Here is a 23,241-nt window from a genome sequence, read left to right as displayed (position 1 = left end):
AGAATATGACAAAGAATGTGCTAAATATTGGGATCTATAGCCTTATAAATACTAGGTATTCGCCTTTATATCAGCTGCTAAAAAATGGACTTTTTGGCAGCTATGTTGATTTATATTTGATAGTTTATGAGATATAAATCAGGGGTTGCACGTGGCGAGTGAGGTCATAAATAATTCAAAAATAGCTAAGAGGAATCGGCTATGGTAAAAATTCGTGAAGGCTTACCGCTGGTAGATGGACAAACCACGCAAGCTGACAGTGCGACATTAACAGCGCAACTGGTCGCCAGTCAACGCTCTCAGCAGTCTGCTAACAGCTACGCCCAAATACCGCTTGATATCAAACAACAACTGACGACTCATAAACTGCACACTACTTTTGATCGCTCAGCGCAGCATGCTCATCACAATCATAACTCAAAGTTTGAAAACAAGTATTTGGCCAATACCCATTTGGACAAAACCCTTATGCTCTCAGAAGAGCTTGAAGCTATCGATTTAAATCATGCCAATATTGATGTCCCTGCTTGGCTAGACAATGTGGCCAAACGTATCGGGCAAGAGACAGTGCCCAATCTTAGTACTGCTTGTGAGTTTATCCGCAGCCGTATGAATACCAGTGAATCTGAGCGCTCAGGTGCCTATGTGACTGGCATTGGTATGACGGACATTTTAACCTATCTGTATCAAGATGAAGATGCGCTAGTCGCTGCTATGTTATATCGTAGTGCGCGTAAGTCCTTAATAAGTCTGGCTGATATTGAGAAAAACTTTGACGCTGATATATCTGCTTTAGTGAAAGACACTTTATCGATGGGTAAGCTGTCAGAGATTATTGAAAGCAATAAACGCCTAGAAGATCACTTCGTCAATAATCAGCGCGATCAGCTATCGAACATTTATAGCATGCTCATCTCGGTCACCAATGATGTGCGCGTGGTGCTCATCAAGCTGGCTGAGCGTACATTCGCCATGCGTGAGCTGACCTTTGCTAATGCTGAACGTCAAAACCGGGTTGCACGTGAAGTCATGACTATCTACGCTCCGCTTGCCCACCGTCTAGGTATTGCGCAGCTTAAATGGGAGCTTGAAGACTTAGCATTTCGTTATCTCGCGCCTGAGCGTTATAAAGAGATTGCTAGGTTACTGTCTGAAAAGCGTAGCGAGCGTGAGTCTTATATTCAGCGCGTCCAAGATAAGCTGAATGATGCTCTGATAGAGGCCGGTATTGCCGGTGAAGTCTCAGGACGCGTCAAGCACATCTATTCTATCTATCGTAAAATGAAGCTCAAAGGCTTATCATTCGATCAGCTATATGATATTCGTGCCCTCAGAATTTTGGTCACTAATCCTTCAGACTGTTATCACGTTTTAGGGTTGGTGCATGGTTTATGGCGCTATATCCCTGAGCAATTCGATGACTATATCACCAACCCAAAATCCAACGGCTATCGCTCATTGCATACCGCTGTTATTGCCGAAAATAAGTCGCTTGAGGTACAAATTCGTACTCATGAGATGCATTTTGAAGCCGAGCTTGGCATGTGTGCCCATGTCAATTATAAAGAAGGGCTGAAGAACAAAAAAGACAATTACCTCAATCAAAGAATCAGTTCACTACGTCACTTACTGTCTGTCAATAATGAAACCCGCAATCAGCTGCGCTCCGCGTTAGTGACCGGTGAAGAACATGATGAAATAGAGCTTGCTGAGCTTGATGACGAAGAGCAAATCGTTGATTTTGATGAGCTCGAACGCATTTATATCTTTAGTCGCGATGGCGATATTATTGAGCTTCCGAAGGGCGCGACTGTCCTTGATTTTGCTTATTACGTGCACACACAAGTGGGCAACCGTGCCCAAGCCGCAAGAGTAAATCAGCGCTATGTGCCACTGACTTATCAGCTCAAGACTGGCGAGCAAGTCGAAATTATTACCAAGGCCTCACGCGAGCCCAATCGTGATTGGCTGGTGGCATCACTGGGTTACATTCATACTAATCGAGCCCGCTCAAAGCTACGTCAATGGTTTAATAAGCAGGATCGTGATAAAAATATTGAGATTGGTCGGCGGATGCTAAGCAAGGAGCTAGAGCGCTTATCAGTGCATCCTAACAGTATTGATTTGAACGATTATCTCCAGTATTTTCACGTCAATAATAGCGATGATATTGTGGTCGGTTTGGTAACTGGTGAGATAGGCATAAACCAGCTTACGGGTCATATTTCTCGTCAGCTCCATCTAGAACCTGAAAAACAAGAAGAATACTTTGCACCCAGTGTTGATCCTAAGACCACGGGTAAGATTGATGCTTACAAGATCTGTATCGATGGTTTGGATAATATTGAGATTAATTTAGCAGGCTGCTGTCATCCCGTACATGGAGAGCCGATTGCTGGCTACATTACCTTATCGCGCGGTATCAGTGTCCATAACCGCGGCTGTCCAGAATATATGCGCTTAATTGAGCGCGACCCCGAACGTAAAATAGATGCTGCTTGGAAGTCTAATTCTGGTCGTTATCAGCCGGTTGATATTCATGTCGAAGCTTATGACCGCCGCGGCTTACTGCGTGATTTGACCCAAATTATTGATAAAGAAAATGTCAATATTCGTCAAGTTGAGACCCAAAGTACAGACGACAACATTGCTTTTTTGAGATTCCATGTTGAAGTTTCGGGACTTGCGCATCTATCTAAACTATTAGCCAAGCTTGAGCAGCAGCATGGTGTTTTGCATGCGCGCCGCGCCGTTGCATAAAAATCTATTAGTTAGGATCTGTTGTTTAGCACTTATTATTTAGTGTCTATCTTTTAGAGATGGACACTAAATCTTTTTAAAAACAGATTCTTTTAATACCATACTCCTTTGATAACAACAGAGTCATTATAAAAAACTACTATGCCTGAATTACCCGAAGTTGAAACTACCAAAACCAGCTTAACTCCTTTATTAGGACAGCAAGTTAGCAATGTCCAAGTGTTCCAGCCAAAATTGCGTTGGTTGATGCCTGATGACTTGAATAGCTTAATTGATTATACTTTGCATACTGTAGAGCGGCGAGCAAAGTATTTAATACTTACCTTCACACCTACAATAAAGAAACTACCGCAACGCCAATTAATAATGCATCTTGGCATGTCAGGAAGTTTACAGCAATATCCAGTGGATACTGATAAACGTAAGCACGATCATTTAATTATGACTTTTAGCAATACCGATGGTATAGACACACAGTTGCACTATCATGACCCTAGACGCTTTGGGGCAGTTTTATGGTATGCAGACTATAGTGATAAATTGTTGAATCATTTGGGTCCTGAGCCCCTATCTACAGAGTTTACCGCAGACTATCTTTATCATTTCATCCAGCGTATTCCCATTGCTAATGAGATACCGAATAATACAGCCAATAAACCGAGCAAACGCCCTATCGCACGTGCTATCAAGTCAGTGATTATGGAACAGCAAGTCGTGGTTGGCGTAGGCAATATTTACGCGACCGAAAGCTTATATCTAGCAGGTATTCATCCAGCAACACCCGCTCATCAGTTATCGTACGATCAGACCGTTATACTGGTCGATCATATTAAAGCTATCTTAAAAAAGGCGATAGAACTTGGCGGCTCAACACTACGCGATTTCACAGTAGCTAGCGGTCAAACGGGTTATTTCCAGCAGACATTAAATGTCTACGGTAGACAGGGTGAGACTTGTCCGCACTGCGATACGGTACTCGATAACATCAAGCTCAATGCACGTGCCAGTGTTTATTGCCCAACCTGTCAGCCGTTGAAATAAGTGGAACCCGATAAATTACCATAGAATATAGAGTCAGCTCTAATACGGTTGGTATAATTTGTTAAGCAAGTCGTGGCGTTATAGTGGATGAAAGTATTCTTTGAATAAAATTAATCGAGACTGAGACCGTAATAAGATAATAGTTATTTACTACCTAGTAATTTGTCAACACCGTTCCAAAAATATTACTCAAATCTCACTAAATATATCTAACTAGCTAGATTTAAAATTTTCTTTCTGCTTCAATGCCATGCGCTACCTCTCGTTTGAGACTTAGACTGACTACGACTCCACAGACTTTTTTAATTGGCGATGGAACTCACCGACCAATGAGCGGGGTTATGCGACTGTTAAAATAACAGTCGCGTTATTTAAAATATTGATACTGGCGTTGAGATCGCGGTCATGTTTGGACTGACACTCAGGACACGTCCATTCGCGCATCTTTAGTGTTAATTCATCTTTGCCAAGGATGTGATTGCAGTTTGAGCAAGTCTTTGAGCTTGGGTAAAAACGACCGACTGACTTCACAACCTTGCCTTGCTCATTGGCTTTATAGATAAGCTGACGCTTAAATTCAAAGAAACCCAAATCACTAATGGCGCGTGACAGCTTTCTATTTTTAACCATGCCTTTGACATTAAGACTTTCAATCGCAATCACATCAAACTCTCTGACCAAGCTAGAGGTTATTTTGTGCAACGAATCCTGCCTGATACCTCTGATCTTATAATGCAAACGAGAGAGCTTGGTTTTCGCCTTTTCTCTGTTTTTACTGCCTTTTTTAGTGCGACTCAGGTTTTTATTGAGTGTTCTTAATTTGCTTAAATATTTAGCTAAGGGCTTAGGTGCTTTAATTTTGGTGCCGTCTGATAAAACTAATAAATCGGTAATACCAAGGTCGATACCAACGCTTTTACCTGTCTTGATAATCTTTTTAACCCTGTGGTCTAAATCAACTGCAACGCTGACAAACCATTTCCCGCCGCGCTTAGAGATGGTGGCCGCCATTATTTTACCGTCAAACCGTAAAGCCTCTTTCATACGCACCCAGCCTAAATTAGGGATGCGAATGGATTTACCTTTAATGGCAAATTGGTCGTTAGAGAGACTGAATCTATCGTCTTTACCACGCTTGCGCGTGACGGGGTATTCAGCCAGCCCTTTAAAGAAGTTGTTATAAGCATCGCCCAGTTGCATGATTGCGGCTTGCGGGGCACATTTTGTCACTTCCGTCATCCACGGGAATAGCTCACGTTTAATGGCGTTCAATTCGCGTCTGAGCTTGGCTTGTGAGGGTCTGTTTAGATTTTTGGAATCAATCTCAATACCAGCCAATAAACAGGCGTCACGGTAGGCCTTGTCCTCTCTATATTGACGTTGCCACTCATGCAAGGCCCAGTTGTAAGCTTTCCGCGCCACACCGCAAGCACGGGCAAAATGGTTCGCCTGTACGTTGTTTGGTTTGAGTTCGATGATATGACCACGGATCATAATACTTGTTTAACCGCCTCTATTAGTTTTTGATTTTTCTTGCTGCGAGAACCGTAGAGCCTCGCTGAAAATACAGTGATAATCTCTAATACATCTTGGGCTAATTCTTGCTCAAAACTAAGTTCCTCGCCTTGATTGATAATGACCACCTTAACATCACGCGCCTCACATAGCATAAACACCAATTCAGCACCAAAGCGTAAAAGTCTGTCTTTGTGGGTGATTACCAGTCGCTCGACTTTGTTGTCAAGAATGTCGTCAAGCAGGATTTTTAAGCCTTTCTTCTTATAGTTCATACCACTACCAAAATCGGTGATTGTCTCGAAACGCCAACCTTGTTTGGCACAATAAAGTTCCAAAACCTGCGCTTGGCGCTGCAAGTCATCTTTTTGGTCACAACTTGAAACACGAGCATAAGCAATGGTTTTTCGGTCTAATTTTGGTGGTGTATTTAAAGGGTGTGGTCTTACTTCATTTAAATCATAACGTCTGTGACCATTTTCGGTTCTTTTGGCGACTAACGTACCATCTTCATCCCAACGTCTTAATGTCGATTGAGCAACCCCAAAATGCTTGGCCGCCTCCCCAATACTAACCAGTTTTCCCATAACCCTATCTCTTTATTGTTTCTTAATTTACTTATTATAGATATAAATGATTAGAATTGGTTGTATTTTAGGTAACTGTTCGTAACCCTGCATATATCGTGCGCATTTTTGTTGCTTATCAATGCACATCTTGCTTTAATAGTAATAGCACTTACACGAATAGCGTTTATCGCTTATTTATAGGTAGTATTCAATTATAATAGCAATCGTTGCCGCTTCATTTCCATGTGAAAAATAGCAGCAACTGTTAAAAATAACGCTTACGAGTTTTAGGATATTGTCATGACGGTTACAGCCAACACCCAACGTACAGTCAAGCATAGGCTTCTTACGGCAATCGCCAGCGTAAGCTTAATTATGGTGAGCATGCAACCTGCATTAGCCGCTATAGAAATTGATGAAACTGACTTTGGCCCCTCTTATGAAACTATGGCAGTAGATACGATAGTTGGCAAGCCTCTACAGCTAGTAACTGCTGTTGCTGGTACGGCCGCTTATCTGGTCAGTCTGCCTTTCTCACTTATCGGTGGTAATGCGGATCAAGCACAACAAAAACTATTCGTTGAACCTTGGGATGCGATTGCCCGCTGCTTAGGCTGCACCGTTGCTGAAGACAACTATTATAAATCACAAGTAGTTAATGATAATGTAGTACGTATCGTCGTCGATCGCCCATCAGAGATTTTAATTAACACCAATGATTATGTGATTGTCACGCCTTAGCCTTTACTTATATAAGTAACTATTAAAGCAAGACCCTTAGGACGATTTCGTTAAACAGATAGCATCTATATAACAGCATTCAAATAACAGTATTTATATAAAAAAATTGCATAAAAAAAGGCTAACATCGCGTTAGCCTTTTTTGTTACCTAATTCATTGATTTAAATATAATTATATTATATTTATTATTTTTGGTACCCACTGTGGTACCCATCTATTTTATTTTTTGAGGTTTGACCGTTACAAAATTGTCTGTGTATAGGTAAAGCTATATGCCAGCTACAAGTGATTGTTCAGCATGATATGAGGCTTACTGCTACAAAACGGGAACCTCTATCAATCTATAATTAAAAGCTTAATTTTGGTTTGGCAGTTAACGTGCCAGCCACCTAGCTAGATTCAAAGTCAGGGCGAGTTCAAAGGCTAACTACTGGCTTTCGATTGAATGATTAACTACGACAGTCTACAAAAACTTTCAATCACTTGTGAAGTTCTTTTCCCGCCAGTAGATACTTAACTCCAGATTCTATCAAGGCAATTTTATCAGCAGTTAAATTAAACAGCTTATAAACTTCCTAATTTATCTATACTTTAAGTACCATTATTTGTGCCTGTAGTTTTTGGCACTTTTTCTGCTATGATTCAAAATAGTCCCTTTTTGGGCCTTTTTTTGTCTGTTAAACCATTTATAAATAAGGGTTTGACTTTTAGATATTATAAATTGGCTACCAACTTGACTATCATTTGCTCAAAATTTTCATCACATGACCACCACTATAATATTGTCATGCCAGCCAGCTATGGTTAAAGGTGAATTGACAGTGTGCTCTGTTTGGATTTATAAATGCTGTCAGTAAAAAGAATCAGCCCTCACCATAATATGGACATGCCAGTTATGGGCCGTACATTAATATCAGACATTCTCTAATAAGCATGGAGCTAAAATAGGCTCAAAGAAAAAAAGACCTTATGAATAGGATGTTAGTGTCTACAGACTATTTTTTCTACTTTAATCATTCGTGCTGATCTAGAGTATTCAAACATTTCATTCTTAGAATTAATATTAGATGATATAAGTTTATCTGTCTTATTGTCAAAATCAGACGTAGATATAACTCCACGAGCCTTATATTTGCAGTCATGCTTAAACTTAACCAAACTGTAACTATCATCCAAAGAGTTATATTTCATAGTGTAGTAGGCAAAATCACCTTCTTTTCTTATCGAATCCCTGTCAATATAATTTAGAGACCCTTTAGGCATGTCTAACTTAATCCATAACTGAGCATTAGCAATTGGTGTAAGTATAAGAATTAAAAGTATCAAGTATTTCACATCATTGTTCCTTCTAGACTGGTAGCTATCTTATTATACATAAAACATATGATAACTATCATTAGACTATAGTGAAACGCTTCGATATTATTTTAAAGTTGCTAAGCAGAAATACCTTTTTTGCCGATAAGAAAGACGTTAACCCGAAAGTTAGCGTCTCTTTACTTTATAAAAACCAGTAAAACAAAAACTAAATATCAATGTTTAGACAATCTTTGAACTACTTACTACAGTTTCCTTTGATTCCTAATTTTAAGTCGCTAATGTCTTGCTTTCCTTCTGCTTCAGTAACTAGTTTGAGACCTGCGCCACCGACAAATAAACCTGGCTTCATATATTGTTTGATAAAATAGTTTTGTCCCGCTTGAGTTTGAATCATTAAATCATTAGGTGAGAATTCAGATTCAGTTGAGACTTTATGCTCCATATTGCCTAAAACTTCTTCATAGAAAAAAGTTCCTCTTGCAGTCTCACCAACGCATTTGTCATCTACCCAAACATCTTTCTTTAATGCGGCACCAAGCACACTGGCAGTTCGATAGATGTATAAGCCTGCATTATCAGATGAAGGTGACTTAAACTGTTTCATAGCATTCGTTACTTGAACTTGCTCTGTCGGTACAGTTGCACAGCCAACGAATAACCCTGATAAAGTTATTATAAAAAAAAGTCTTTTTAACATATTCTATCTTCTATGATTTTTATTTATCGGATAAATAAAAAACGACATATAAGATAGCCGTTTTCTATTTTCTTACTAATTAAAATTTAATCTTAAATTAGAATTTAAAATTTGCACCAATAGTTAGTAAATCTAGGTCTTCTGCAACAAGAGCATATTCAGCTTCAATTGCAATATTAGGATTAACTAAATACCCAAGACCAATACCACCGGCTACACCAGAATCACTACCGCTTTCAGAGAAAGTATAACCAAAACTACTTGCCGTAGCATCAATTTCAGCTTTTGCAAAACCTATCTTGCCTTTAGCGTATAGGGCAGTGTTAGGGAATGCGTAGCGATACGTACCATAGATGCCGTATGTTTTTAAATCATAGTCAATATTAACACCACTAATATTGATACTTTCTTCAGATGAACCTACATATTCAACTTCCATACCGAATTCTGGTGTGAAGTTGTAACCTGCATAAGCACCAAATGCAGTAGGATCATCAAGATCGCCCTCATCAACCATAAATTGACCAATTTTAGCACCTACATAACCTGACTGAGCAGTAGGAGCAGCTTGTGCGGCAACGCTGAATAATGAACCAGCTAGTAACGTGATAAGTACCTTTTTTGAAATATTCATTACATCTATCCTAAATTTTGTTGGCAGAATAAAAGAATATATTGTAACAGAAAGTAATCAATAGACCTCTTGCAAAAGTACCATTTTATTGACTTCTACAAACAGAGCTTCAAAGGCTAGCGATGACTTATGCAAGAGGTCTAATCATTGCTACCCCCCCCCTATGGCAGGATAGTTGTCACCCCCGTTAATTCACTGTTCTAAAACGCAGGTATTAAACGTCTATCTTTTTTATGGCTGGCTGGTATGATCATCCTTGCCAGCCAGTCACGACAGCCCTAAATATTACTGGCACTATCCATTACGATAAATTGGAAACAGAATAGGCTAAAAACAAAGGAAACAGGAAACAAAACGACCCCTTTCTGATTTTGCTTCCAAGCTAAGCTTATGATAATAAAAGCAAAAGATGGAAGCATGGAAGCAAAAAAGCCCTGTTTTGATTTTGCTTCCAAATGAGGCATATGTAGGTAAAAACATGAAAACATGAAAACAGAACATCTGAAGGAAACAAAAAACCGGAAAAATTGATGGGTAAGAAATAGCAGAAAATTTGGAATCAAACCAGAGGCAAAGCGTGGAAAAGTGGAATCAAAACCACCTCATTTTGGTTTTGATTCCAAGTTCAGATATCTACCAAGTTCAGACATATATAGGTATACAGGTGGAATCAGAGAATCCGAAGGAATCAAGATCGCACTGATTCCTACTGTAAAAGTGAATGCCTTTTGATAGTGATTAATTGATCAATATTGATAATTATATGCAAACTAGAGCGATGGTTAAACTTGGTTTATCGACAAGTATCATAAGACAGACAAGCTGTAAAAGTTTGTCGCTTAACTAACTAACTGACTTGTTAATGCATTAACGAACCTTGCCGTCAATCATGACAGTTATGAATACTTCTAGCATTATTTAATACGATAGTTAAGATCAGTAGTTAAATTCTATTTTCTAAAGTCATTCGTTTACCTTTGCGTTACACTACATAAACATCCATAGGGAAGATTAGAGAAAAAATGAGCCTATTTAATAATAAAACTTTAGCCAATTATATAAAATCCCCAACCATACCCGAAGCTCATAAGGATGTGATTCAGAATTGGATAAATCAGATAAATTCAGGCACGTTTAATAATCTCAATGAAGTTCAGGTTCAGGGAGCGTTCACACAACAAATCATGTGTAAGGTGTTGGGTTACACTGAAGTTGGCGAAGCAGATACTTATACTATTGCTAGAGAATACCCTGTTGCTAGAGGCCGTGTTGATTTAGCCCTAGGTAGCTTTATGGGAGAAAAAGATAATTTAAAAAATACCGTGATAGCACCTTTTGAATTAAAAGGCGCAGGCACTAAAAACCTAGATGCAATCATGTCAGGCCGCCACAAAACGCCAGTACAGCAAGCTTATGAATACGCTAGAGACATCAAAGGCGTTAAGTGGGTATTGCTTTCTAACTATGTAGAATTGCGCTTATACGCTATCAGCGAAACCAGCCTAGTTTATGAACGGTTCTTTTTTAAAGACCTACTCGACCCAGCTGAATACGCCAAATTTCATCTGCTACTTAATGCTAAAAGCTTTCTGTCAGGAAACACTGAAGAATTGCTTAAAGAAAGTAACAGTGCTGATAAAGACATCAGTGACAAGCTTTACGCAGACTATAAGCAATTGCGTGAGAATATGCTGTCACACATGATAACTGATAACCCCACCCAAACGCCTGAAGAACTCATACAGCCAGCACAGAAGCTATTAGACCGTATTCTATTTATATCCTTTGCAGAAGATAAAGGATTGATACCTGATAACAGTATTAAGAAAGCCTATGAACACCAAGACCCTTATAACCCACGTCCTACTTATCAGAATTTTATTGGTTTATTTAACTCAGTTGATAAAGGTAACGCCGCACTAAATATCCCTGCCTATAACGGCGGACTTTTTGCAAAAGATGATGAGCTAGATAACCTGATTATTAGCAATGAGCTTTGCGAAGGGTTTAAGAATTTAGCTGAGTATGACTTTGATTCAGAAGTTTCGGTAACGATACTGGGGCATATTTTCGAGCAATCCATTGCTGATTTAGAAGTGCTGACAGAATCAATTGCTGCTGGTGTACTACCGAACACCAAGAGCAAAGCAACCTCCGTTACTGGCAAGCGTAAAAAAGACGGTGTCGTTTATACGCCAGACAACATTACACAGTTCATTGTTGCCAATACGTTAGGTGATTATATAGACGAACAGTTTGATTTAATCTTTTCTGAATACGGTAAATACAAACCTGATGGAACTATCCAATGGAAGAGAGGTAGTAAGGTAGAGCAGCGTTTTTGGTATGAATGGCAAGAAAAGCTAATGACCATCAAAATCGTTGATCCAGCTGTTGGCTCGGGTGCATTTATGGTGGCTGCCTTTGATTACCTCCACATTGAATATGAAAAAATAAATGAAAAGCTTGCAGAGCTGACAGGTCAACGCAGTGTGTTAGACCTGAATAAAGAGATATTGAACAACAATCTATTTGGCGTAGACATAAACGAAGAATCAATAGAGATAACCAAGCTTTCTCTATGGCTTAAAACAGCCGAAAGAGGCAAGCCCTTAGAGTCCCTAGATGCCAACTTTATTGCTGGTAACAGTCTTGGTTTTGATGAACCCGTACCAGGTAATACATTCTCTTGGCAAACCGCTTTTCCACAGATATTTGCTGAAGGTGGGTTTGATGTTGTGCTTGGTAACCCACCCTATGTAAGAATGGAGCTGCTAAAAGACATAAAACCTTGGCTAGAGAATAAGTATATAGTGGCGTCGGATAGACTCGATTTATATGGCTATTTCTTTGAGCTAGGTTACAAAATACTGAAGCCAGAAGGCAAGATGGCTTATATTTCAAACTCAACGTTTTTCAAAACAGGTTCTGGCAAGCGGCTAAGAGACTTTTTATTAGAAAGCTTTAGCATAGAAAAAATCGTTAATTTTAACGATTTGCAAATTTTTGAAGGGGTAACAACCTATCCAGCAATCTTAGTTGTAAAGAAAATTTTGGATAAAGAAAACAACGTGATTAGCTTCTTAGATTTGACAGAGTGCGTCCCAGACAATCTAGAGTTAAGTTTTAAAAATGATGCTAACGAGATGTATCAAAATCAATTAACGGATCAAGGGTGGCAGCTTCAAGACCTTAAGAGCTTCACGTTATTAGAAAAGCTACAGGCCAATTCTTTGACACTTTCACAGACTTACGGCTCACCTCAATATGGTATAAAAACGGGATGTAATGATGCCTTTGTTATTCCAGACGAAGTAAAGAAAAAGCTCGTTGCTGAACATCCAAGTTCTGCCGATTTGTTAAAGCCATTCCTAGAAGGAAAAGATTTAAAAAAATGGCACAATCAATCAAGAAAGCTTTACATTATATACATACCTAAGAACGAGATAGATATAGAGGACTATCCTGCTATTAAGACATGGCTAACAGTATATAAGGATAGACTAGAGAAACGTGCAACGAAACAAGAGTGGTTTGAACTTCAACAAGCACAACTTGCCTATAAACCTTCTTTTGAAGGTACAAAGATTCAATATGCACATTTTTGTTCTGAGCCACTTTTTCACATGAACAAAGATGGTGACTTTTCAAATGATAAAAGCTACATAATCCCGACGGATGATTATTACCTTTATGGGTTATTAAACAGTAATGTTATTTGGTTCTTTATCAAATCTATTTGTCCTTTCGTTAGAGGGGGATATTATGAGGTGAGAGTTCAATATATTGAAACTCTACCAATACCAGCTAAGCCTAAAGATGAAATTATCTCCACAATAGCCATTAATTGCCAAGTTACAACGGAAGCTAGGTATAAATGCGAAACGAGTTTTGCTCGCCGTATTGAAGACTTAGTACCAGACCAAGGTGTATTTAAGCTAAATAAGAAGCTAACAAACTGGTGGGAGCTAGACTTTTCTGGTCTGCAATCAGAGATTAAGAAAGCCTTTAAAGGTAGTATATCGCTGGCTGAAAGAAACGACTGGCAAGATTATTTTGAGTCAGAGCAAACCAAGCGCCAAGAGCTACAGGCAAAAGTAAAATTGCTTGAAGATGAACTAAATCAGGAAGTTTATAAGCTGTTCAATTTAACCGCTGATGAGATTGCTTTGATAGAAGCAGAAGTTAAGTAGCAAGCTGGTAAGAAAGTATGGTGGCAAGTATAAGAACTATGGTTTGCCACTATTGGACCATGAACAATTAGAATACTCTTATCTAGAATACGACAACTTTGATAATTGAGAATTGAGATGTTTTGTAGTAATTGTGGTCATAATAACCAAAGTAATAGTAATTTTTGTACGGAATGTGGAAAAGGTTTAATCGAAAACACACTATCAACCAGTAATCAATATGCTAGTCCACCGCCTCTCAACTCACAAACTAATAGTGCCGATGACTTATTAAATACTTTCGTGGGTGACAAATATTATGGGTATTACCGCGAGAAATGGTTTAAAGGTCGTACGCCAAGCCTAGATAAGAAAAAAGGTTTTGAAATATATAGTTTTAACCTAGCAGGTTTCTTTTTAGGATTTGTTTGGCTGTGCTACCGTAAAATGTATGGCATGGCCTTTCTTCTTGCTGCCTTATTACCAGCGTTTGATATAACCATGATGCATGTTAAGGGTTTTGAGGGTTATAGTAGTTTTGATAACTTGCTATACGGTTTGCTATGGTTATTCCTAACAGGTTTTCTTGGTAATTATTTTTACTTAACTCACAGTATAAAAAAGATAAACAAAATAAAAATACTATCTTCTGACCCTAATATAATTAAACAGCAACTATCAGCCCAAGGCGGAACTTCACTTGCTGGCGGGCTGGGTATTGGGTTTTTAATAACACTGATGATTATTTTAATATATGTGCTATTTGCCCCTGAATGGTTTTAAAGTTATATTAAATTCATAGGCCAAATTAGTATTGTATGAGTTTTAATGAACAGATCGTTAGCGAATATGAACGATTATGCTTAGCCGATACGTTAAGCTTATTTATAAATAGACAGTTTTGTAACATTTCAACTTCAGAAAATAAAATAGATGGGCACCACAGCGGGCACCAAAAATAATAGTTATAACTTAATACCTAGTTAAAACAAATGCTTAACAACAAAAAAAGGCTAACCATAATGGTTAGCCTTTTTTATTTCAATATCAGTTCTCAGTAAGAAAAAGTATTAAGATCCCTTCTTACGACCATGACGTTTACGCTCACTTTCAGTCAAGTAGCGTTTACGAATACGGATAGATTTTGGCGTAACCTCAACCAGCTCGTCATCTTGAATAAATTCAAGCGCTTGCTCAAGTGTAAATTTAATCGCAGGCGTTAAAGTCAAAGCCTCATCAGTACCACTAGAACGAACGTTGGTTAACTGTTTGGCTGTTGTTGGGTTAACGGCCATATCATCGTTACGTGAGTTCAGACCAACAATCATACCCTCATACACTTCAAGCTGTGGCTCAGCAAACAACTTACCACGCTTTTGCAGGTTAAATAACGCAAAGCCCAAGCAAGTACCTTTTGCCATAGAGACTAGTACGCCATTAGCACGGCCGCCAACATCACCGATTTTTTGTGGCCCATAATGCGAGAAGCTAGACGTTAAGATACCAGATCCTGAAGTCAAGGTTAGAAACTCAGAACGGAAGCCAATAAGTCCACGAGCTGGTATTGTCGCTTCGATACGCATACGACCTTTACCATCAAGAACCATGTTGGTCATCTCACCCTTACGTAAACCAACCTGCTCCATGATTGGACCTTGATGCTGCTCTTCAACATCAAAGATAACGTTTTCATACGGTTCTTGCAGCTTACCATCAACTTCTTTGACGATAACTTCTGGACCTGATACGCCAAGCTCGTAGCCTTCGCGGCGCATGTTTTCGATTAGCACAGACAGATGTAGCTCACCACGGCCTGATACTTTAAATTTCTCAGGTGACTCTGTGTCTTCTACACGCAATGCTACGTTATGAATCAGCTCACGTTCTAGACGTTCACGAATATTACGTGAGGTCACAAACTTACCTTCACGACCTGCGAATGGTGAGTTATTTACTTGGAAATTCATCGATACTGTTGGCTCATCAACGGTCAACGGTGGCATAGCTTCAACATTACTAGGATCACAAATAGTATCTGAAATATTGAGTGCATCAACACCTGTAATACAGATAATGTCACCTGCTTGAGCGTCGTCAACTTCGATACGATCAAGACCATGGTAGCCCATAATTTTTAAGATACGGCCGTTGCGTGTTTCGCCTTCTTTATTGATCACAGTCACTTGCGTATTGGTTTTAACTTTACCGCGCTGGATGCGGCCAATACCGATAACACCTACAAAGCTGTTGTAATCGATGCTGGATATTTGCATACGGAATGGAGCGTCTGCATCAACCTGTGGTGGCTGTACAACATCTACAATGGTTTCAAATAGTGGCGTCATATCATCAGCAAGATCATCTACTTCCAAACCGGCAACCCCATTCAGTGCAGAGGCATAAACAACTGGAAAGTCTAGCTGCTCATCAGTGGCGCCAAGGTTATCAAACAAATCAAAAATCTGATCCATTACCCAATCAGGACGGGCACCAGGACGGTCAATTTTGTTAATAACAACAATGGGTTTTAAGCCTTGCTCAAATGCTTTTTGGGTCACAAATCGGGTCTGTGGCATGGGCCCATCAACGGCATCAACGACCAAAAGCACACAGTCAACCATTGACATAACACGTTCAACTTCACCACCAAAGTCAGCGTGACCTGGGGTATCTACGATGTTGATACGGTATTCGATATCTTTTTTAGGGTGCTGCCATTTAATAGCAGTGTTTTTGGCAAGAATCGTAATGCCACGCTCTTGCTCAATGTCACCTGAATCCATTGCGCGTTCCGCAACATTTGCACGGTCACCAAAAGTACCAGATTGATGTAACAGCTTATCGACCAAAGTAGTTTTACCATGATCAACGTGGGCAATGATTGCAATATTACGCAGATGTTTAATGTCGTTCGCCATATAAAATGCTCGTTTTGTCTTAATAAAATGTAGTAGCAGTAGGCGCCGCTGGATAAGCTTCATCGTCAATCAGCCAGATAATTTATCTCTGCTCTTAAACGCCTGCACAATGAGCGCGCTGGGATAAGTCGTAGCAACAAAAGTAAACATCTATACCGATACATCCATCGTACCGTTAGCCATGCTAGTGCACACCCTGTCAATTTACAAAGTGTTTGGGCGGCTAGTATAACATTATTGTACTGTAAATTTGTGCAATAACTTATTTATCTGCACGAATGAATTAAAAAAAGCCACCTAAAAGGCAGCTTTTTTTGTAACTTTATTGGTTACATTTTACTTAATAAGCAATTGCTTACTGGATAACCATGTCTTTAGTTTGTTCAACAGTCATAGTTTTGTCACCAGTGATGATGGCATAAACACGACGGTTCATAGCACGACCTTCTTCAGTATCGTTTGGAGCGATTGGACGGTCATAACCGTAACCAATTGTTGATAGACGGTTTGGTGCAATACCGAATTCATTAGTCAACATAGATTTTACAGCAACGGCACGAGCTTCAGATAGACGTTGGTTGTAACGTGCTGAAGGACCAGTTTTAGAGGCATGACCTTCAACGCGCGCGGTAGAGTTAGGATACTCGCGCATTTTCTCTGCTACTTTAGCAATCTCAGGCTGATACTGTGTTTTGATAGCTGATTTATCGTTATCAAAGAAGACACGAAGTTCCATTTTCAGCTCATCAGTAATGTCTACTGGTACTGGGCAACCGCGTTCATCTACAACCACGTTCATTGGGGTACCTGGGCAAGCATCCATACTGTCATATACGCCATCACCGTCAGAATCAAGATCAGATTCAACAACAATGATTGGAGTACTAACTACTGGAGCTTCTGGTTCTACCATTGGTGGTACCGCTACTGTTGGTGCTAAATGACCCCCTAGTACCACTTCTAGACCGGCTAAGGCCATGCCTTCCCACCAGTTGTTGTCGAAGTTATGAATCGCACGGGCTTCACCACGTAGGCTTAGCGCGTTATTGATGCGATACATAGCACCTAAACCTAAGTTACCGATAGTGTCAGTAGTCTCTGCAACTTGATTACCAGATGAATCTTCGATCTCAAGTTTAGATTGACCAGCACCGATCAGCATGTATGGCTTGAAGGCACCATCAGTATAACCAGTAAACTCTTCGGTACCAATTAAGAAGTTACCAGAAATCATTTCTTGTTCTGCGTCAGCAGAGTCAGTTCCAGCTTGGTTGATGGCATCAGTGTTTGATACACCATACTCTACTTGAAACTGAGTAGAAGGAGTCAATTCGATACCCAGCGCAGCACCAGTATATAGGCCATCTTCTTTGTAATAGCTGTCATTACCGTTTTGCAGCAAATCAGCTTGGTCATCGTCAGCGCCTTCGCTATAGTGATAACCTAGTAGTAGTGGGCTAATAGTAACGCCAGCGTTGGCTGCTAGTGGCGCAGCGGTCACGGCAAATAAAGCTAGAGCAATTTTATTCAATTTCATGGACTTCCTCCAAAGGATAATTTGAGTGATGCGTTAAGCAGGACCACTTCCCAGATGACCTAAAAGCAGACACCGTTATGAATTTGTAATTATACAACAAAACCAATTAGGAAGTAGCTTATCGACTATCAATTAAGTTTACAACTTTTTTCGCTAAGGGGCTACACATTATTACACGATAGCGTTGTAACTAAAACACAATGGTTTGCTTATTTTACTGAGGGCTAACATAAATTGCGCTTACTGGCTTTTGAATGCTAATTCGCAATAGACAATATACCAAATGATATCTATTGTCTGTGCGCAGTTTAATACAAGTGCACGTATTTCTCTATTGTTAAGACTTAGCACTCACTAATTGAAACATTTTTTGACAATAGACATATATTCTGTTTATATTGTGACAGCCAACATAATTCTATTAATGCATTAAAGAATTGAATATTATGCTGAATACTATAGAGGCAAGTCAAACTACTCAGTTTAACGTCACTACTTATATAGGCAACAACAGCTTATGGCTATCTTATCTAAAGTAATATCGAGTAATCAGCAGGCATCTATATTTATCTTACTTAAGTTAGTTTTTACTAAGTATAAACGGGTCTGTTCAGCATTGGTGAACCGTGTTTATAGTATTCGCCCTAAAGTCACTCAACCAGCTTCACCCAATAAAAAACTTAAAATTCACAAGGATCCCTATAGATTTAGTAGCGAATACGGCTTTACTTTAGTAGAGCTCATCGTGACGGTAGCAATTTTGGCGATTGTAGCCACAATCGCTGCTCCCTCTATAGTAACGCAACTGGCAAACATGGAAGCCAAACGTATCAGGTTCGATATCAAGAATACCCTTGCCATTGCTAAGGCAGAAAGTTTTATTCAACACCGAAACGTTCTAGCATGCTTGTCTGATACTAATGGAGTTTGTCATAGAGACAGCGACAAGACTTTGCTATTATTTATAGACAATAACGATAATAATAATTTTGATGCCAATATCGATGCACTTTTGGAAACACAATCACTAGACCCTAAGTATGCCACGCTACATCTGCGCGCTGGCAACCGTTCTTATGTGAGATTTGCTGGCGATAGCGGTAAGCCACGCGGGTTTTTTGGACACATCAAATACTGCCCAAACGTATCTTACAACCAAAAAATGTATCAAATATCGTTTAATCAATCAGGGATCATCAAGTACAAGCCTAATAGCATTCATGATACTGGATGTAAGGAATAGTTATATTCAATACACTATAGTCAGTGCTAAATAGCAGCGATACGTAGATGAACCCGTGTAGCTGTATCTGTTTTACAGTGTACCGACTGTATCCTTGAGTTGGGACTTACTGATACATGGCCGCTTTCATCATAGTGACTGCTTGAGCTAAACCGACGAATACTGCGTCAGCAATGAGTGCATGGCCAATATTAAGCTCATAAATACCATCAATTTGGGCAATAGCGCTAACGTTATCACGTGTCAGACCGTGACCCGCATTGATCAACAGTTTATTAGCAGCGTGCTGTGCGGTGCTGACTGCTTGCTTAATGCGCTGTAATTCAGCTCGCTGTCCCTCAGTATTACCCGCTAATCCCATTTCTGCATAAGCGCCAGTATGCAGCTCAATAGCGTCAGCGTGACAGGCAACAGCTGCTTTGATTTGGGTCTCGTTAGGGTCAATAAATAACGATACTTTGATACCGGCGTTGTGGAGCTTGTTAATATAATCGGTCAGCCATACCTTCTGCCCTGCAACATCAAGGCCGCCTTCAGTGGTCAGCTCTGCACGCTTTTCGGGTACTAAGCAAACCCAAAACGGTTGCACTTCACAGGCAATCGCTAGCATCTCAGTCGTAGCGGCCATCTCTAAGTTCAATCGAGTGGTCAGCTGCTCGGCGATTTCATAAACATCCGCATCTTGAATATGACGTCGATCTTCACGCAGATGAATGGTAATACCGTCTGCGCCCGCTTTTTCGCATAATAATGCGGCTGCTAAAGGACTCGGATAGCTAACCCCGCGCGCTTGACGCAAGGTCGCCACATGGTCGATATTGACACCCAATAGTGGCAGGGGGTTTTTTTGTAGTGATTCTTTTGGAGGTTGTTGCTGAAGATTTTCTGGGGTCACATTTTGTTGTGAGGAGGATACTTGTGAGGGGATAGCCATAAAAAATCCTTTTAGTAATATTCAGATGATTTACCGATAAATAGGTTGTATGGAGCTTTTATTGAACTATAAACCTATTATTGATAGCGCTGTTGTTGTTGCCACAGTAAACGACTTTGCAAAGGCTGGTAATCCAGTAGATGATCAATCAGCTGTCGGTGCAAACGTGACCATGGCCCAAGCGTGATATCAGATATACCCTGCTCTGCCATCATCATAATCTCGCTGCCATCAAAAACCATTTGCACGCTAGTGCTCGCTGGATGATCAGTTTGTACAATCGGAACTAGCCCCACATCGGGCAAGAACCGATAAGCGCAATCAGGCTCGATGGCGGCTAGAGTATTGTCATGCGCCAGTGTCAAAGCAAATCCTAACTCGATAAATAAATGCTGTTCAAAGTGCCGTAAACATAAGCGCAGCTCGTTAGCGGTTAGGGATTGCTGAAGTTGTCGCAAACTGTCTTGATAATGCTGCCAGAGTACTGGCATGGGATGTTCGGTAGGCAGCAGCCGCCACAGTATTTCATTTAAATACAAGGCGGCGTATTGATGTTGACCGCTAATTTGTTTGTAGGGCTTCTGCTCTACTACTATAGCGGTACTGTCTGTTTGTGCGATATTAATCTGACTGAACGTCTTTAGATCCCGTTTGCCGGTAGCAAAAAGTTGTAATGGCACAAATAGCGGTGCGCCTTTTTTACCAATACCATGAATGACACCCTGTTGCTGCGAGAACAAGTAATATAGCGCACGCTTTTCTTGGAAAGGCCTCTGATGTAATAAATAACCGATTAATGCTTCATTACGCATGGTTTATTACCTCAGCGTTAACCTTAATATGGCCTATTTAAGTGCGATCTTCCCGTCCAAGCATTCACTTAATAAGCTATTTAATCAATAACCCAAACTGGTCAGAGCGCGTTCATCATCAGACCAACCACGCTTCACCTTCACCCACAACGTCAGCATGACTTTTTTATCAAACAGCTGCTCCATATCCTTACGCGAATCAATACCAACTTGTTTGATACGCTGGCCTTTTTCACCGATAACAATCGCTTTTTGACCACTGCGCTCTACAAAAATAGTGGCATCAATAAAGGTACAGGCTTTGCGCGGACGACCCGTTTTTGGATCCATATGCGCAGCTTCATCTTTAAATTCATCAATTTGAACCGTCAAATCGTAAGGTACTTCATCACCAGCACTACGCATGATTTTTTCGCGGATAATTTCACTGGCCAAAAACCGCTCTGAGCGATCAGTAATTTGCTCAGTGTCATAAATGGGTGCAGCCTTTGGCAGATGTGAAGCAATGACTTCTTGTAGACGATCTAGATTCTGACTCTTCAATGCAGAAACCGGTACGATATCAGCAAAATCAAAGCTGTCACTAAAGGTTTCAATAAGAGGCAAGATGCTGCCTTTATCCTTCAAAGTATCCGCTTTATTAATCACTAAGACCACGGTCAATTCAGTATCACCCAGCTTCTGTAGGACTAGTAGATCATCATCACGCCACTGGTCTGAGTCGACTACAAATAGCACCAAGTCGACATCGACCAATGCTGAAACGGCGGCCTTATTCATGCGCTCATTGATAGCACGTACTTCATTACGGTGAATACCCGGAGTATCAACAAACACCGCTTGCATCTCATCGTTAGACAAAATACCGTGAATACGATGACGTGTCGTTTGCGGTTTGCGCGAGGTAATAGACAGCTTTTGACCCAATAAATGATTCATTAAAGTCGACTTACCAACATTCGGACGCCCAACAATCGCCACATAACCGGCTTTAAAATCTTCGTCAACACGAGTGTGGCCACTTGGCGCAAAAAACGCTTCGATCGCCGTATCATTGTTTGGCTCAGCACTGTTCAAGTCGGCACTGTTCAAGTCGGCACCGTTCAAATCAGCACTGTCCAACTCAGCATTGTTCTCATCGGACGCAGAGTCTGTGCCTTCAACGGCATTTTCAACTGAACTTAGGTCTGTATTGTCTGTCAAATTATTGGGGTTTTCGGTCATATTATCGGCATTATCTTGATGGTTAGATGGCAAGTCGGTGCGATTGCTCATAGGTTGATCCTGTGGGGTTTTATAAAGGCTGCTCAACTGTCTCTAATTACTTTATCAGAATAGCTTAATCGAAACATAAAGCTGACAGCGAGACGGTTATATATTTAAAAATCGTTATAATTTAATGGTATTTATTTGGATAGCTAACATTCAAGCTAAGAACGTTTTTTGAGCGCATTCGGCAGCTTATACAACTGATTGATCATTAGCTCTGCCGCTTTTTGCTCAGCAATGCGGCGACTTTCGCCAGACTCTGTAATATCAGGACACTTACTGATATTTACCTGACAGCGCACCACAAATATCTGATGCGGCGCATTACCACGCGTCTCCATGAGCTCATAATGTGGCAGATCAAATTGCTTAGATTGTAGCCATTCTTGTAGACGGCTTTTGGCGTCTTTGAGTACTTTCTGATCATTGACGTTATCAATAAGATCCCCGTACCATGACAATACGCAAGTCCGAGTAATAGTCATATCTTGACTGTCTAAATAAATAGCGCCTATAAGGGATTCCACAGCATCTGCCAATATCGAAGCACGGTTGCGGCCGCCCCCTTTGCGCTCACCCACACCTAAGATCAAGTGATTGGACAACTCTAGGTTTTGTGCAATCGTCACCAACGACTCTTGACGTACTAAGGTTGCGCGCATACGAGTCAAACGCCCTTCATTTTGGGTGGGGTAACGATGATACAAGGCCTCACCAACAATCATACCCAAGAGTGCATCCCCTAAAAACTCTAAACGCTCGTAGTTCTTTTTGCTATCAAACGAACGATGGGTCAACGCAAGCTTAGGTAAGCTAAGATCATTAAATACATAACCCAACTTACGGGTCAATACCGTCAACCGTTGAATAAAGTCTGAGCTGATAAGAAAAGTGTCCACAGGTGCACTATTTTTCTGGACCGTAGGCACCGCCTGATTTTGCTGCGAAATTGATTTCATGCGTGGCTTGTGGTTATCCCTTTTATTTCAATGATTGAGTTGGCTAAATGTATAGAGTTTTTATAAAAAATAGTTTTCGAATGTTCCGATAAGGTCTCTATAACAAGAGCTAAGAAGCG

The 23,241-nt window shown here is 40.3% G+C and carries 16 protein-coding genes; 6 read left to right on the top strand and 10 right to left on the bottom strand.

Features of this window, described 5'->3' with window-relative positions; translation table 11 throughout:
- Window positions 1-201: 201 nt before the first annotated feature.
- The gene (locus U1P77_RS00190) at window positions 202-2,760 is read left to right on the top strand and encodes a RelA/SpoT family protein (RefSeq protein ID WP_321155478.1); all 2,559 of its coding nucleotides are present in this window, start codon (window positions 202-204) and stop codon (window positions 2,758-2,760) included.
- Window positions 2,761-2,901: 141 nt separating this feature from the next.
- Window positions 2,902-3,801 (top strand): bifunctional DNA-formamidopyrimidine glycosylase/DNA-(apurinic or apyrimidinic site) lyase, encoded by a 900-nt coding sequence (gene mutM, locus U1P77_RS00185; protein WP_321155477.1) that lies wholly within the window; start codon window positions 2,902-2,904, stop codon window positions 3,799-3,801.
- 339 nt (window positions 3,802-4,140) lie between these two features.
- Here the strand turns inward: mutM and U1P77_RS00180 are convergent, their stop codons facing one another.
- On the bottom strand, window positions 4,141-5,295 hold the full coding sequence (locus U1P77_RS00180) for an RNA-guided endonuclease InsQ/TnpB family protein (protein WP_321154353.1): 1,155 nt from the start codon (window positions 5,293-5,295) through the stop codon (window positions 4,141-4,143).
- Complete coding sequence (locus U1P77_RS00175; protein WP_321155476.1) at window positions 5,292-5,903, bottom strand: IS607 family transposase; 612 nt, start codon at window positions 5,901-5,903, stop codon at window positions 5,292-5,294. The genes U1P77_RS00180 and U1P77_RS00175 overlap by 4 nt, the downstream gene beginning before the upstream one ends.
- Window positions 5,904-6,185: 282 nt before the next feature.
- Between U1P77_RS00175 and U1P77_RS00170 the strand changes: the two genes are divergently transcribed.
- Window positions 6,186-6,626: a hypothetical protein gene (locus U1P77_RS00170; RefSeq protein WP_321155475.1), complete on the top strand. Its 441-nt coding sequence runs from the start codon at window positions 6,186-6,188 to the stop codon at window positions 6,624-6,626.
- A 1,556-nt stretch (window positions 6,627-8,182) separates the two neighbouring features.
- Here U1P77_RS00170 and U1P77_RS00165 read toward each other — a convergent pair.
- Window positions 8,183-8,644 carry a DUF2846 domain-containing protein gene (locus tag U1P77_RS00165; RefSeq protein ID WP_321155474.1) on the bottom strand — a complete coding sequence of 154 codons (462 nt, stop codon included), beginning with the start codon at window positions 8,642-8,644 and terminating at the stop codon, window positions 8,183-8,185.
- A gap of 97 nt (window positions 8,645-8,741) precedes the next feature.
- The gene (locus U1P77_RS00160) at window positions 8,742-9,278 is read right to left on the bottom strand and encodes a porin family protein (RefSeq protein ID WP_321155473.1); all 537 of its coding nucleotides are present in this window, start codon (window positions 9,276-9,278) and stop codon (window positions 8,742-8,744) included.
- A 1,022-nt stretch (window positions 9,279-10,300) separates the two neighbouring features.
- Between U1P77_RS00160 and U1P77_RS00155 the strand changes: the two genes are divergently transcribed.
- A complete protein-coding gene (locus U1P77_RS00155) occupies window positions 10,301-13,471 on the top strand; it encodes an Eco57I restriction-modification methylase domain-containing protein (protein WP_321155459.1) in 3,171 nt (1,056 codons plus the stop codon).
- Window positions 13,472-13,588: 117 nt separating this feature from the next.
- Complete coding sequence (locus U1P77_RS00150; RefSeq protein ID WP_321155472.1) at window positions 13,589-14,233, top strand: zinc ribbon domain-containing protein; 645 nt, start codon at window positions 13,589-13,591, stop codon at window positions 14,231-14,233.
- Window positions 14,234-14,520: 287 nt separating this feature from the next.
- On the opposite strand, the gene typA is transcribed toward U1P77_RS00150, so the two are convergent.
- Together typA and U1P77_RS00140 are read right to left on the bottom strand one after the other, a co-directional pair.
- A complete protein-coding gene (gene typA / locus U1P77_RS00145; RefSeq protein WP_321155471.1) occupies window positions 14,521-16,368 on the bottom strand; it encodes a translational GTPase TypA in 1,848 nt (615 codons plus the stop codon).
- A gap of 355 nt (window positions 16,369-16,723) precedes the next feature.
- A complete protein-coding gene (locus U1P77_RS00140) occupies window positions 16,724-17,905 on the bottom strand; it encodes an OmpA family protein (protein ID WP_321155457.1) in 1,182 nt (393 codons plus the stop codon).
- A 517-nt stretch (window positions 17,906-18,422) separates the two neighbouring features.
- Between U1P77_RS00140 and U1P77_RS00135 the strand changes: the two genes are divergently transcribed.
- On the top strand, window positions 18,423-19,148 hold the full coding sequence (locus U1P77_RS00135; protein WP_321155470.1) for a pilus assembly FimT family protein: 726 nt from the start codon (window positions 18,423-18,425) through the stop codon (window positions 19,146-19,148).
- A 106-nt stretch (window positions 19,149-19,254) separates the two neighbouring features.
- On the opposite strand, the gene U1P77_RS00130 is transcribed toward U1P77_RS00135, so the two are convergent.
- The 4 genes from U1P77_RS00130 to rnc all read right to left on the bottom strand — a co-directional run bounded on the left by U1P77_RS00130 (window position 19,255) and on the right by rnc (window position 23,122).
- On the bottom strand, window positions 19,255-20,082 hold the full coding sequence (locus U1P77_RS00130; protein WP_321155469.1) for a pyridoxine 5'-phosphate synthase: 828 nt from the start codon (window positions 20,080-20,082) through the stop codon (window positions 19,255-19,257).
- Window positions 20,083-20,159: 77 nt separating this feature from the next.
- The gene (gene recO, locus U1P77_RS00125; protein WP_321155468.1) at window positions 20,160-20,894 is read right to left on the bottom strand and encodes a DNA repair protein RecO; all 735 of its coding nucleotides are present in this window, start codon (window positions 20,892-20,894) and stop codon (window positions 20,160-20,162) included.
- An 84-nt stretch (window positions 20,895-20,978) separates the two neighbouring features.
- Entirely contained in the window at window positions 20,979-22,169 is a 1,191-nt protein-coding gene (era, locus tag U1P77_RS00120) for a GTPase Era (RefSeq protein ID WP_321155467.1), read from the bottom strand.
- Window positions 22,170-22,324: 155 nt separating this feature from the next.
- Window positions 22,325-23,122 carry a ribonuclease III gene (rnc, locus tag U1P77_RS00115; protein ID WP_321155466.1) on the bottom strand — a complete coding sequence of 266 codons (798 nt, stop codon included), beginning with the start codon at window positions 23,120-23,122 and terminating at the stop codon, window positions 22,325-22,327.
- Window positions 23,123-23,241: the final 119 nt, after the last annotated feature.

The organism is Psychrobacter sp. LV10R520-6, assembly GCF_900182925.1.
Taxonomy (GTDB): domain Bacteria; phylum Pseudomonadota; class Gammaproteobacteria; order Pseudomonadales; family Moraxellaceae; genus Psychrobacter.
This window is presented reverse-complemented; position numbering and strand designations above follow the sequence as displayed.

Coding starts and splice junctions, on each gene's coding strand:
- U1P77_RS00190 (WP_321155478.1), top strand. CDS start 202: ATGGTAAAAATTCGTGAAGGCTTACCGCTGGTAGATGGACAAACCACG.
- mutM (WP_321155477.1), top strand. CDS start 2,902: ATGCCTGAATTACCCGAAGTTGAAACTACCAAAACCAGCTTAACTCCT.
- U1P77_RS00180 (WP_321154353.1), bottom strand. CDS start 5,295: ATGATCCGTGGTCATATCATCGAACTCAAACCAAACAACGTACAGGCG.
- U1P77_RS00175 (WP_321155476.1), bottom strand. CDS start 5,903: ATGGGAAAACTGGTTAGTATTGGGGAGGCGGCCAAGCATTTTGGGGTT.
- U1P77_RS00170 (WP_321155475.1), top strand. CDS start 6,186: ATGACGGTTACAGCCAACACCCAACGTACAGTCAAGCATAGGCTTCTT.
- U1P77_RS00165 (WP_321155474.1), bottom strand. CDS start 8,644: ATGTTAAAAAGACTTTTTTTTATAATAACTTTATCAGGGTTATTCGTT.
- U1P77_RS00160 (WP_321155473.1), bottom strand. CDS start 9,278: ATGAATATTTCAAAAAAGGTACTTATCACGTTACTAGCTGGTTCATTA.
- U1P77_RS00155 (WP_321155459.1), top strand. CDS start 10,301: ATGAGCCTATTTAATAATAAAACTTTAGCCAATTATATAAAATCCCCA.
- U1P77_RS00150 (WP_321155472.1), top strand. CDS start 13,589: ATGTTTTGTAGTAATTGTGGTCATAATAACCAAAGTAATAGTAATTTT.
- typA (WP_321155471.1), bottom strand. CDS start 16,368: ATGGCGAACGACATTAAACATCTGCGTAATATTGCAATCATTGCCCAC.
- U1P77_RS00140 (WP_321155457.1), bottom strand. CDS start 17,905: ATGAAATTGAATAAAATTGCTCTAGCTTTATTTGCCGTGACCGCTGCG.
- U1P77_RS00135 (WP_321155470.1), top strand. CDS start 18,423: ATGGCTATCTTATCTAAAGTAATATCGAGTAATCAGCAGGCATCTATA.
- U1P77_RS00130 (WP_321155469.1), bottom strand. CDS start 20,082: ATGGCTATCCCCTCACAAGTATCCTCCTCACAACAAAATGTGACCCCA.
- recO (WP_321155468.1), bottom strand. CDS start 20,894: ATGCGTAATGAAGCATTAATCGGTTATTTATTACATCAGAGGCCTTTC.
- era (WP_321155467.1), bottom strand. CDS start 22,169: ATGAGCAATCGCACCGACTTGCCATCTAACCATCAAGATAATGCCGAT.
- rnc (WP_321155466.1), bottom strand. CDS start 23,122: ATGAAATCAATTTCGCAGCAAAATCAGGCGGTGCCTACGGTCCAGAAA.